Origin of the sequence: Comamonas kerstersii (assembly GCF_008801935.1) — a bacterium.
Taxonomy (GTDB): Bacteria; Pseudomonadota; Gammaproteobacteria; order Burkholderiales; family Burkholderiaceae_C; genus Comamonas; species Comamonas kerstersii.
This window is the reverse complement of record NZ_VZOT01000001.1, coordinates 248263-260973: the sequence shown is the minus strand read 5'-3', so window position 1 is coordinate 260973 and position 12711 is coordinate 248263. Positions and strand designations below refer to the sequence as shown.

At 60.5% G+C, this 12711-nt stretch carries 6 protein-coding genes, 1 tRNA gene and 1 CRISPR repeat array; all 7 genes read right to left on the bottom strand.

What is annotated here, in order from left to right; translation table 11 throughout:
• Positions 1–81: 81 nt before the first annotated feature.
• Positions 82–3230: a CRISPR direct-repeat array (repeat unit 28 nt; unit sequence GTTCGCTGCCGCACAGGCAGCTCAGAAA).
• A gap of 176 nt (positions 3231–3406) precedes the next feature.
• Positions 3407–3481 (bottom strand) — tRNA-Arg (locus F7P80_RS01270).
• 101 nt (positions 3482–3582) lie between these two features.
• Entirely contained in the window at positions 3583–7635 is a 4053-nt protein-coding gene (locus F7P80_RS01265) for a translocation/assembly module TamB domain-containing protein (RefSeq protein ID WP_151042205.1), read from the bottom strand.
• Positions 7636–7639: 4 nt separating this feature from the next.
• Positions 7640–9445: an autotransporter assembly complex protein TamA gene (locus F7P80_RS01260; RefSeq protein WP_428840843.1), complete on the bottom strand. Its 1806-nt coding sequence runs from the start codon at positions 9443–9445 to the stop codon at positions 7640–7642.
• Positions 9446–9500: 55 nt separating this feature from the next.
• Complete coding sequence (locus F7P80_RS01255; RefSeq protein ID WP_058880297.1) at positions 9501–10688, bottom strand: vWA domain-containing protein; 1188 nt, start codon at positions 10686–10688, stop codon at positions 9501–9503.
• A 57-nt stretch (positions 10689–10745) separates the two neighbouring features.
• A complete protein-coding gene (locus F7P80_RS01250) occupies positions 10746–11405 on the bottom strand; it encodes a GNAT family N-acetyltransferase (protein ID WP_058880298.1) in 660 nt (219 codons plus the stop codon).
• A gap of 3 nt (positions 11406–11408) precedes the next feature.
• On the bottom strand, positions 11409–11654 hold the full coding sequence (locus F7P80_RS01245) for a hypothetical protein (protein ID WP_054065747.1): 246 nt from the start codon (positions 11652–11654) through the stop codon (positions 11409–11411).
• A 97-nt stretch (positions 11655–11751) separates the two neighbouring features.
• A complete protein-coding gene (locus tag F7P80_RS01240; protein ID WP_054065746.1) occupies positions 11752–12594 on the bottom strand; it encodes an AAA family ATPase in 843 nt (280 codons plus the stop codon).
• Between the last annotated feature and the right edge of the window lie 117 nt (positions 12595–12711).

The window sequence follows — 12711 nt, the reverse complement described above, 5'->3', positions numbered from 1 at the left end:
CGAATCCCCTTGAAAAAAGGTGGTTCGCTAGTTTTGGTCGAAAGCTCATTAAAAATCAATATTTGAAGGCGTTATGCTCTTGTTCGCTGCCGCACAGGCAGCTCAGAAAATGCGGTCGGCCAAGGTGCTGACGATCAGCGTGTTCGCTGCCGCACAGGCAGCTCAGAAATCAACATTGCAGCAAGTAGCAGGCAAAAAGTTGTTCGCTGCCGCACAGGCAGCTCAGAAACAGAGAAAGAGGCCAAAGAGCAGGCCGCAAAGTTCGCTGCCGCACAGGCAGCTCAGAAACTGCCCTATAACGCTCAAACAGGTAAAGAGTAGTTCGCTGCCGCACAGGCAGCTCAGAAATGACAGTACCGGGATTGTGGTTGCCGGTCAGAGTTCGCTGCCGCACAGGCAGCTCAGAAAACCGGAGAACGCTATGCCTTCGCGCACTTATTGTTCGCTGCCGCACAGGCAGCTCAGAAATGCTGCACCTTTTACAACCTCAACATTGCAGCGTTCGCTGCCGCACAGGCAGCTCAGAAAGGTCGTGTGCAGTCCCCAGCCGTTCGCTTAGTGTTCGCTGCCGCACAGGCAGCTCAGAAAAGCTTTGCCCGTTCTTCTGGTGATGCCTTCTCGTTCGCTGCCGCACAGGCAGCTCAGAAAGCACGGAATGGGCGCGAGAACGGCCCGTAATAGTTCGCTGCCGCACAGGCAGCTCAGAAAAATTCGTGACGAAGAAGGCAAGCCAAAGATGGGTTCGCTGCCGCACAGGCAGCTCAGAAAACGCTTTCCAGCTTGGGGCACCAGTCCTGTTTGTTCGCTGCCGCACAGGCAGCTCAGAAATGACAGTACCGGGATTGTGGTTGCCGGTCAGAGTTCGCTGCCGCACAGGCAGCTCAGAAAAATGGATAACGGCGTAGTTTTGAGGCTTCAATGTTCGCTGCCGCACAGGCAGCTCAGAAAAACACCGGCAGCAGCTCCGACAACCGACGCACGTTCGCTGCCGCACAGGCAGCTCAGAAATTCACGGCTTTTTTCCGAATAGTAAAAGTCGGGTTCGCTGCCGCACAGGCAGCTCAGAAAAGAGCCACGAGTAAGGGCAGAAGCTATAGAACGTTCGCTGCCGCACAGGCAGCTCAGAAAATATTTGGCGGCCCGGCGCGAATGGAACGAACGTTCGCTGCCGCACAGGCAGCTCAGAAAAAGTCCAAGCGGGTGATCTTTCCATGCAATTCGTTCGCTGCCGCACAGGCAGCTCAGAAACTCTTGGTCATCGTCGGTCGCAATGTAGATGCGGTTCGCTGCCGCACAGGCAGCTCAGAAAGTGCCCGGCAGGCCGCCGAGGCGGCCGATCAGGTTCGCTGCCGCACAGGCAGCTCAGAAAACAATGGGTTTGCTGCCACGGGCGGCAAAAATGTTCGCTGCCGCACAGGCAGCTCAGAAATTGTAGAGCGCGTGCAGGATCAGCCCTACCAGTTCGCTGCCGCACAGGCAGCTCAGAAACACTTCTGCGGCGTGGCCCTGATAAGTCACCACGTTCGCTGCCGCACAGGCAGCTCAGAAATTAGCCATCTTTCGCAACCCATGTGCGCAGATGTTCGCTGCCGCACAGGCAGCTCAGAAACAGACCAAGCCGAAGCGCCGCAAGGTCGTCTTGTTCGCTGCCGCACAGGCAGCTCAGAAATCGAAACGAATCTGCGCCCAGTTCTTTAAGGCGTTCGCTGCCGCACAGGCAGCTCAGAAATCGTCCACGCCCGTCACAGGACGGCCGAGAACGTTCGCTGCCGCACAGGCAGCTCAGAAAAGTCATCGACGAGCGCACAGCCGCCGCCGGAGGTTCGCTGCCGCACAGGCAGCTCAGAAATCACTCACAGCAGATCAGGGCTGGCTCATTGCGTTCGCTGCCGCACAGGCAGCTCAGAAATTCTGCACGCTGCGTAGCGATTCGCTCACCAGGTTCGCTGCCGCACAGGCAGCTCAGAAAAGTGGCCCAGCTCATGCAGCGCGGTGGCGTAGGTTCGCTGCCGCACAGGCAGCTCAGAAAGTTCGGTTCCGAGGGCTACGCCCGCGAAGAATGTTCGCTGCCGCACAGGCAGCTCAGAAATGCTATCAACTTCACTTGTGGCCACTTTTCTTGTTCGCTGCCGCACAGGCAGCTCAGAAAAGCAGTGAACTCGCGTATCGCTACGCGGGAATGTTCGCTGCCGCACAGGCAGCTCAGAAACAGCACATCGCCAAGCATGACGTCATCCCCTCGTTCGCTGCCGCACAGGCAGCTCAGAAAATCCAGTGGTGGATGCAGCAGTCTCAAGAAGCATTCGCTGCCGCACAGGCAGCTCAGAAATTAAATCGCTCGGCTACACCGTCGAAGACATGGTTCGCTGCCGCACAGGCAGCTCAGAAATCGCACCCGGTGACTGCGAGGATTCCGGCGTAGTTCGCTGCCGCACAGGCAGCTCAGAAATCTTGGCGTGACTGGCAGCAACGGACAGGAGAGTTCGCTGCCGCACAGGCAGCTCAGAAAGTGACCGGCAGGCCCTTGCCGCCGAGGTACTGGTTCGCTGCCGCACAGGCAGCTCAGAAATCACCAAAGAGCTGAGCACCTTTCTCATACACGTTCGCTGCCGCACAGGCAGCTCAGAAATGATCGACGCCAACGACCTACCCGAATACGACGTTCGCTGCCGCACAGGCAGCTCAGAAAAACAACAGTGCGACCGTCACAGGCGTTGGCACGTTCGCTGCCGCACAGGCAGCTCAGAAAGCACGGAATGGGCGCGAGAACGGCCCGTAATAGTTCGCTGCCGCACAGGCAGCTCAGAAATTTACCAGTATATTTCCCCAAAAAATAATCAGGTTCGCTGCCGCACAGGCAGCTCAGAAACAGACAACAACAACGACCACAACAGCAAAAAAGTTCGCTGCCGCACAGGCAGCTCAGAAAACGCCGTGCCCAGTGCAGCGACTGCGCCAAGCGTTCGCTGCCGCACAGGCAGCTCAGAAAATCAACAACCTCGCTGCTGCCTGCGTTGCCCTGTTCGCTGCCGCACAGGCAGCTCAGAAACTCTTGGCGTTTTAAGGCATGCACCTGCTTTTCGTTCGCTGCCGCACAGGCAGCTCAGAAAAATAGTGCCTCATCCTTTGCGGTGAAGAGGTAGTTCGCTGCCGCACAGGCAGCTCAGAAAAGCCCAGTCGCCAGCCACGCCATCATTCGTAAGTTCGCTGCCGCACAGGCAGTTCGGAAATGATTGATTGGTAATAGAGGCTTTGCTGATGGGTGGGCAAAGCTGGTCATAGCAATCTAAATGTGGGAGGTGTTGGTAGAGGGGGGAAGCAAGAGCTGCTGCGGTACAAAAGCCTAAAGGCCTACAGCGTCAGGGCGCGTTGCGCATAAAGGCAGGGCTGGAGATAAAGATGTGGCTGGTATCCCGGACAGGAATCGAACCTGTATCTATTTCTTAGGAGGAAATTGTTCTATCCATTGAACTACCGGGACATCGGCGCAGTTGATGCTGTGCAGCAGCTTGGCTGCAGCAGGATCAGGGCGGTATTGTAAATGCCGTGGGCCTGCTGCCAGCCAAGTTTGTGCGTCAGCGATCAATCCTTGACCCGGGTGTAGATCAGATCGACCGCGCTGTTTTCGCCAGTCTGGGCGCGCAGCGTCAGGCGGCGTGAGAGGTCGTAGAAGATAAACAGCGTGCCCATGGCGCCGTTCAGGCTTTGTTCATAGGCCACATACAGGTCCTTGGACAGGCGCTTGCCCACGGTCAGTGCTGCGCCGCGTTCGCCGTCTTCGCTGGGGCCGCTGAAGCCAATTTCGTCAAAGCCCAGCTGGGAGGCAAAGTTGCCGCCGCTGCCACCACCGCTGAGCATGGCCAGTGCGGCCTGTTGCAGCAGTGCCGATTCCGCACCACCGCCCGAGGCACCGCGGCCCATGACAATCCAGGAGAGCTTTTCCGCATCGGACATCTCTGGGTCAGAGAACAGGGTGATGCGCGGGTTGTTGGCGCTGCCTGTGACCTTGACGCCGGCACGCACGTCGATGTTGGGGCGAATGGCCACGATGTCCAGCGCCGGGTTGTCATAGGGGCCGTTGAAGCGGATCGTGCCTTTTTCCACGTCCATCAGCTGTCCCCATGCGCGGTAGCGGCCATTGACGGTGTGAATTTCCCCGGTGATGCGAGGCCCACCGGAAATACTGAGTTCGCCCTTCAGGCGTGTGGTGATGCCGTAGCCCTGCAGCGCGAAGTCATCACCCAGATTCAGCTGCACATGCAGGATCGGTGGCTTGCTGACTTGCACGGAGCCTCTGGCCTGGGCGGCTTCGCGGGCGGCTTTTTCTGCTGTGGCCTTGCGGGTAGCGGCCGAGGTGATGTGCACGTCATCCCCCAGGCTGGGGGCTGAGTCGCTGGCCAGAATGATGGCTGCGCGATCAATGGTGAGCTTGCCATCCAGTGTGAACTGACCTTGCTCCAGCAGGGCCTTCAGGTCGCCACTGACGCTGAGCTGGCGGTCTGCACGCACCAGTACCTGCAGGTGGTCAGCTACGGCGCGCAGGTCCATGCGCAGGCCGGAGCTGCCTTCCGGAGCCAGTGGGTCATATTCAATGACGCCAGAGCCTTTGAGTGTGCCGCCGCTCTTGGGCGCTTTCGTCAGGTTGCCGCTTTGGCCGGTGATGCGGGTGCTGCTGCCTTCTCCGCCTTGCAGATAGATGTCGGTGATGTTGATGCGTGAGCCCTGCAGCGTGGCGCGCAGGTAGCCATCTTTGAGGTCAACGCCATCGAGCAGGGACTGCACGCTGAGCTTGTCTGCCTCGATCTTGCCGCGCCAGTCGGGGGCCTTGCGGGTGCCGAACAGGTCAAGGTCTGCCATGAGGCTGCCAGAGACACGCCAGCCGGGTGGTGCAAAAAAGGCCCAGACGCCCAGGTTGGGCAGCGCGGCATCGATGGTGCCTGACAGTGGTGCACTGTCCGGCCAGACAATGCCAGCAGATGTGGTTTGCACCTTGCTGCGGATGTCTGCATGAATCTGTCCGGCGCGCTCGGTACTCCAGTGCAGCTGGGCGCGCACGTCTTTGTCATTCGCATCGAACAGCACGCGCATCTCCTGCACGCGTGCGCGAACGCCACGGCCAGCCGTGAAGGCGCGTGACTGTACCTGGGTGGAGTTGGGGCTGCGCTGCTCACTGGCGCCAGAGCTGCGGATGATGGTGACGTTGGCTGCATTGCTGTCTTCGGCGGTGAAGCGGATGTCGCCGCTGGCGCGTTCGACCAGGGCATGGGCGCGCAGCTTGCCGCCAGTGGTGTCTACATCCCATTCGCCCTTGAACAGCAGATCGCCGCTGATGCCGATGGCGGCCAGCGGTGGGTGGTCGGGGTTCAGCACATCGGCCCACATCATGGGCAGATCGTGCAGGCTGCCCTTGCTGCGGATGGCCCAGTTGCCCTGCGCACTCTGGCGCAGGAGGACGGGTTCCCAGACGGCATAGGCCGCAGCTTCACCGGCATGTGCTGGGGGCTGTACGGTGAGCTTGCCCGCGCTGGTTTCGATGCTGGTGGTCTGCGTAGGGTTGCCGGTGGTGCGCTGCTGGATGCTCAGTGGCTCTGCCAGCTGCGCTTTCCAGGGCGTGGCGTCGCTGGGTGTCTGCCACTGTGCCTGCAGCTGGTTGATGCGGGCATACCAGTCCAGGGGATGGGCTTTGGCTGCTTGCTGCAGGCCCAGCACGGCCGTGGTCTGCAGGCGCAGGCTTTCATTGCCGACCTTGGCCTGTGCGCTCAGCTCGGTCTGCAGGGATTCAGGGCTGCCATCCAGTGTGAGCTTGAAATCTGCCAGGCTGGAGGTTGAGCCATCAGCGCTCTGGTAGCTCAGCTGTGGCACCTGCAGCTGTGCGTTCAGGTGCATCTGGCTGGCTTCGCGGGCAGCAGCAGGGTTCTGCAGCCGTTGCTGCAGCTTGCCCCAGCCGCCTTTCCATTGCAGTTTGGCCTGGGCATGGCCTTGCAGGCTGGCACCACCGAGCAGGTCGTGCATGCCGGTCAGTTGCTCCAGCCACTGCGTTAGCGTCTGCACGGCCTGGATGTTCAGCTGCAGCTGGCCCTGGCCTTCGGTGGGGCTGGTGTTCAGTGCCAGATCTGCCTGTGCGCCGGGCAGCTGGGCCTGCAGCTTGCCTTCGATGTGCTGGGTGTCGGTGTTAAAGCGGACGCTGGGGCTTTGCAGTGTGGTCTGCAGGGCTTGCAGATACAGCTGGCGCACCTGCAGCTCTGGTGCTTGCCAGCTGCCTTCCGCACGCGCAGCACCCAGATGCAGAGCGCCGCGCTGGCGGGCGTCAGGGGCCTTCAGGTCCAGCTTGAACTGCACCTGCTGGCTGGTGTCGCTGTGGGCCTGCAGGCTGCCAGACAGGGGGGCGCTGTCCAGTGTGCTGTAGAGCAGTGCGGGGTTGATCTCCGCAAACTGCACCTGGCCTTCAAACACCTGGCTGCTGGTATTGAACTGTCCCTGCGCCTGTACGTGGGCCGGGCCTTTGGGGCCAAGGTCGATACGCGCCTGCTCCAGTGTCCATTGCTGCTGGCCGTCAAACTGTGCCTGTGCGGTCAGATTGCGCACGGGCAAGGCCTGCTGGTCCCATGGCCCAGCCAGCGGGTTTTCTACGCTGGCCTGCAGTGCCCAGCCATTGTCCTTGGGGCCAGCCTGCAGGCTGCCGCTCAGGTCAGTCTGCGGCCCATCGGGCAGGAACCAGGCGATGTTGATGTGCTGCAGCGTGGCATCTGCCTGCTCCAGCACCTGGGTGCTCCAGGGGGCAATGGTGGCGGAAATGTCTGCGGTAGAGGCCGCCTGTGCAGCATCTGAGTGCTGCTCACCTTCGGTGCTCGTGCTGACGGTGGTGGTATTGGCCTGGGCGGTGATCTGCAGACGGGCAGCCTCTGTGGCCAGCGTGCCCTGGATCTTGGCCTGAGCCTCAACCTTGAGGGCTTGCTCTGCCTTGCCTGGCAGTGTGGTCTGCAGATGGCCTTGCAAAGAGGCCTGCAGCTGCATGGGGGCTGCACCTTGCAGGCGCAGCTGTGCCTCATAGCTGCCATCGGCATAGCGCAGGCTGCGCACGTCCAGCTGGTGTTCCTTGCCGGTGTAGCGGTACAGGGCATCCAGTGCATGGATTTCTATCTGTGGAGGGCCTTCCCAGATGAGCTGCTCGATATGTACGGGCAGATCAATGCGCACGGGCAGCTCCAGCGACTGCAGGGGCTCGGTGGGTGTTTCATCCTTGGGGCCTGGTGTGCTCTGGATGCGCAGCTGCTCCATGTTCACCTGACCAAAATGCACGGTGCGCGACAGCAGGGGCGGCAGCTGCCAGCCGATGTCTGCCTTGGTGACTTCCACCTGCATGGTGGGGCTGCTCCAGCGCAGCCAGTCAATCTGCCCGCCGTTGCGCAGCGTGCCCTGCACACCGCGTGCTTCCAGCTTCTGGTCTGCGGGCAGCCAGCGCTCTACATATTCGAGGGTGCGCTGCAGCGACTGGCTCTGACCTGACCACCACCAGGCAGTGCCCAGCAGTACGACCACGCCCAGCAGCAGGATGAAGACGCCGAGCAGCATGCGCCGCAGCCAGCGGCGGCCCGAGGAGGTGGATGGAGAGCGGGGAGTGCGGGCTGCAGGCATGAAATCAGAAGTTAAAACCTAAACGCAGGTGCAGACGGATTTTTTGGGTTTGCACACCATAGGCCACGTCGATTTGCATGGGGCCTACGGGACTTTTCCAGAGCACACCAGTGCCAATGCCGGTGTAGATCTTGGTGTCACTCATGTTGTCGGTCACCGTACCGGTATCAATAAAGTAGGACTGCTCCCAGTCTGAGTGGTTGCCGGCCACGGTGATGGGGCGTATCCAGGCCACACTGCCGGTGAGCATGTAGCGGCCACCGACCAGGGCGCCATTGTCCGTACGTGCACCGATGCTCTGGTAGCGATAGCCCCGGATGGAGTTGTCACCACCTGCCAGAAACAGCAGGGTGACGGGGATGGTGGCATCCTGGCGAGCCAGCACGGCACCGCCATTGGCGCGCAGCGCCAGACGGCTGCGGCGGCCCGTTTCTTCGTCACGGGACAGCGGCAGGAAGTACAGCCAGCGTGCGCTGATGCGGCCAAAGGGTTCGTTGTCCGGGGTGAGCGTGGAGCCAGCGCCCAGCTCAATGCCGAAGCCATAGCCACGGGTGGGGTTAAGCGTGCTGTTGAAGTAGCGCCCCGTCCAGCTGTAGTTACCTGTGAGCGCCGAGCTGGAGGGCAAGTCATCGTTGCCCTGTGGCTTGGCCATGTCGTACTGCAGGTAGTAGTTGCGGTCGATCTTGTCTTCGCTCTTGCCGCGGCCTGCCAGCAGCGAAATATTGTTGACGGAGTAGTCTGCCAGCTTTTCGCGCGCAGCCTTGCCGCCAATGAAGTAGTTCCAGCCGCTGTAGTCGGGCAGAGAAGTCAGACGGGTAGAAATCTCGGGGTACTTCTTGTCCAGCTGCAGTTTGCTGACCGCACGCCAGTTCAGGAATGGGTCTTTGTTGTGCGTGTGGTCAATCGAAAAACGCGTGCCCGTGTCGGTGCTGAAGCCCAGACCATAGACCCATTTTTGCAGCTTGGCTTCACGCACTTCGGCAATCACGGGGGCGTGCACTTCGGCCTCGCCGGGCTTTGCCACTTCAGTAGCCAGTGTCAGGAAGACGGAGTCGTAGTAGCCACTGGATGCCAGGCGCTGTTGTGCATCGAGCAGGCTGCTTTGGCTGTAGACCTGCCCGACGGGCAGGCGCGCCAGACGAATCAGACCTGCGGGGTTGTAGCGCTCTACGCCCTCAATTACCAGAGGGCCGAAATAATAGGCCGAGCCAGGCTCGTAATTCACCTTGAGCTCGGCTTCGTTGGTGTCGGTATCAATGTTGGCACTGCTGCTGAGCAGCTGGGCCGTGGGGTAGCGGCGATTTTGCAGGCTGCGCAGCCCTTCGTTTTTGGCGCTGCTCCACTCAGACTGGCTGAAGGTTTCTCCCACAGGCAGGTCCCAGTTGCGCTCAATGCTGCGGCGTATGAAGCTGCCTTTGGGGTCATCGGCATTGGTGCCGCTGAAGCTGATGTCCACACGGGAGATCTTGGTTGCAGGGCCGGGGTCGACCTTGACGATCACTGTGGGGGGAATGCCAGAGTCGCGCGGCTGTTCACGCAGCTCCAGTTCAATGGTGGGCGAGAAATAGCCGATGCTGCCGAGCAGGTTACGGATATTGCCGTCGGAAGCGCCCAGCAGTCGGCGCAGCTCACTGGGGCGCAGCCCGGTAAAGTGGCGGTAGCGTTCCAGTTCCAGGTACTTTTCCAGCAGTTCGCGTACGTCCTTGGGGGCATCGACCTCGATGGTGAAGCTCTCCGGCTCCTGGAATATGTCCCCTGCCTTGTTTTTGGACAGCAGAGAGCACCCGCTCAGCAGCAAGGCGGTGGTCAACAAAAAAGCCGGGACAAGAACCGGCGTTTTTGTGCGAGATGGCTTGGACATGGATTTATTTTGACAGCAGCCTCATGGTTTCTTCCAAACCCTTCAAAGTCAGGGGGTACATGCGCCCGCCCATGAGCTGGCGAATGATCTCAATGCTTTGACGGTATTGCCACACACCCTGAGGCTCAGGGTTGATCCAGGCGTGGTGCGGGAAGGCGTGGGTCAGGCGTTGCAGCCACTCCGCGCCGGGTTCCTCATTGTGATATTCCACGCTGCCGCCGGATTGCAAAATTTCGTAAGGGCTCATGGTGGCATCGCCCACAAATATCAACTTGTAATCCTTGTTGTATTTGCGAATGATGTCCCAGGTGTCGAACTTCTCGGAAAAGCGGCGTTGGTTGTTCTTCCACATGAAGTCGTAGACGCAGTTGTGGAAGTAATAGAACTCCAGGTGCTTGAACTCGCTCTTGGCGGCGGAAAACAGCTCTTCCACGCGCTGGATGTGGTCGTCCATGGTGCCACCCACATCCATGAGCAGCAGCACTTTGACGTTGTTGTGGCGCTCTGGCACGAGCTTGATGTCCAGCCAGCCCGCGTTGGCCGCCGTGCTGCGGATGGTGTCCGGCAGGTCCAGCTCCAGCTCGCCGCCCTGGCGCGCGAACTTGCGCAGGCGGCGCATGGCCATCTTGATGTTGCGCGTGCCCAGCTCCTGTGTGTCGTCATAGTCGCGGTAGGCGCGTTGCTCCCAGACTTTGACGGCGCTGCGGTTGCGCCCTGGCCCGCCAATGCGCACGCCCTGCGGGTTGTAGCCACCGTGGCCAAAGGGGCTGGTGCCGCCCGTGCCAATCCATTTGTTGCCGCCTTCGTGGCGCTCCTTCTGCTCTTCGAGGCGCTTCTTGAGCGTCTCCATGAGCGTGTCCCAGTCCATCTTCTCGATGGCGGCTTTCTGCTCGGGGGTGAGTTCGCGCTCCAGCAGCTTGCGCAGCCATTCCTCGGGCAGCGCTTTCTGGAAGTCGGTCACCATTTCTACGCCCTTGAAGTAGGCGGCAAAGGCGCGGTCGAACTTGTCGTAGTGCTTTTCGTCCTTGACCAGCGTGGTGCGGGCGAGGAAGTAGAAGTCGTCCAGGCTCCAGCCATCGCTGCTGCGCGGGCCCACCACACCGGCCTGCAGCGCTTCCAGCAGCATCAGGTATTCCTTGACCGAGACTGGCAGTTTGGCGGCACGCAAGGTGTAGAAAAAGTCAATCAGCATGGGTCAATATCAAAAAAGAAGCTGCTAGCGCTGGTAAATATTGGTTTTTAAAGCAATTTATATTGAAAACCAAGCATTGGCGGGCGCAAGCAGCTGTAATTTTTGCAGCAAACGCTGGCGTGCAGCGGGCCACTCTGCGGCCAGCATGCTGTACATCACGGTGTCGCGCACACTGCCGTCCCAGCGTGTGGTGTGGTGGCGCAGCACGCCGTCTTTGCGTGCGCCCAGGCGTTCAATGGCCTGCTGGCTGCGGGTGTTCAGAATATCGGTGCGCCAGCCGATCACGCCGCACTGCAGGGTCTCAAACGCATGCTGCATCAGCAGCAGCTTGCAGGCGGTGTTCACGTGGCTGCGCTGGGCGCTGGCGGCGTACCAGGTGTAGCCAATCTCTACGCGCCGCGCCCCGGGCACGATGTCGTGGTAGCTGGTTGTGCCCAGCACCTTGCCTGTGTCCGCTTGCAGCACCACAAATGGGCAGCGCGTGCCCTGTGCCTGCATGTCCAGCGCTTTCTGGATATAGGCCCGGGTTTCCTCCGGCTCGGGCACCCAGGTCACGCGCAGCTTCCAGAGTTCACCATCAGCCGCTGCTTCCTGCAGCCCGGCCATGTGCGCCATGCGCAGCGGGGCCAGTTGCACACCCCAGCCGTGTAGCTGTACGGGCGTGGCAAATGAGGTGGTGGCGTGCGAGGGCTGAGGTGGTGTGTGTGCTTGCAGCATGGCTTAGTCAGCTTCGCGTGAAGCGGCGTTTCTGGCCTGCGTGCGCTCACGCCAGATACGTGCCAGGTGTAGCCCCGCGCCGCCTGCCAGACCGACGATGACAATGCCCACAATGCTGGAGCCGCTGTAGCCATCGGCAAAAATGTCCATGCCCAGCGCCAGCGTCAGGCCGTAGCCTGCGAGTGCGCCCAGCATGAAGCACACCGCATCCGATACACCTTCGAGCAGCAGTTTTTGTGCAGAAGCCATGCTCCATATCTCCCAGAGTAGGTGGTGGTTCAGGCTGTAACGCTAGGGCAAATGCCGGGCCTGCACATTGGGGCAAGTCAGCATGGCCGGGGCCGTATCAGCGGTTGCGCTGGTTCATGAACACCAGTTTTTCAAACAGGCTGATGTCCTGCTCGTTCTTGAGCAGCGCGCCCACCAGCGGCGGGACAGAGATTTTCTGGTCCTGTGAGCGCAGGGCATCCAGTGGAATGTCTTCAGCCACCAGCAGTTTGAGCCAGTCGATCAGCTCGCTGGTGGAAGGCTTTTTCTTCAGGCCCGGCAGATTGCGCACTTCGTAGAAGGTCTGCAGCGCCGTGGTCAGCAGCTCGCCTTTGAGACCGGGGAAGTGCACGTCCACGATCTGGCGCATGGTGTCTGCGTCCGGGAACTTGATGTAGTGGAAGAAGCATCGGCGCAGGAAGGCGTCGGGCAGTTCTTTTTCGTTGTTCGAAGTGATGAACACCAGCGGACGGTGCTTGGCGCGAATCATCTCGCGGGTTTCGTAGCAGTAGAACTCCATACGGTCGAGCTCGCGCAGCAGGTCATTGGGGAACTCGATGTCGGCCTTGTCGATTTCGTCGATCAGCAGCACCACGGGCTGATCGGCCGTAAAGGCCTGCCACAGCACGCCCTTGACGATGTAGTTGCGGATGTCGCGGGTGCGCTCATCACCCAGCTGGCTGTCGCGCAGGCGCGAGACGGCGTCGTATTCGTACAGGCCCTGCTGGGCCTTGGTGGTGGACTTGATGTGCCACTGCAGCAGCGGCATGCCCAGTGCGGCAGCCACTTCCTCGGCCAGCATGGTCTTGCCCGTGCCGGGCTCGCCCTTGATCAGCAGCGGACGCTGCAGCTGTATGGCCGCATTGACGGCCAGCATCAAATCTTGGGTGGCAACGTAATTGTCAGAACCTTGAAATTTCATGAGCGTGCAGAGAACGTGAGTGGATGCAATGTCTGGCAAATTGTGGGAGCACCATGCATGGGCTGCGGTGCGGCAGCTGTCACGTGGGTGACGGCGTCAGGGGCAGCCGCTGTCTCA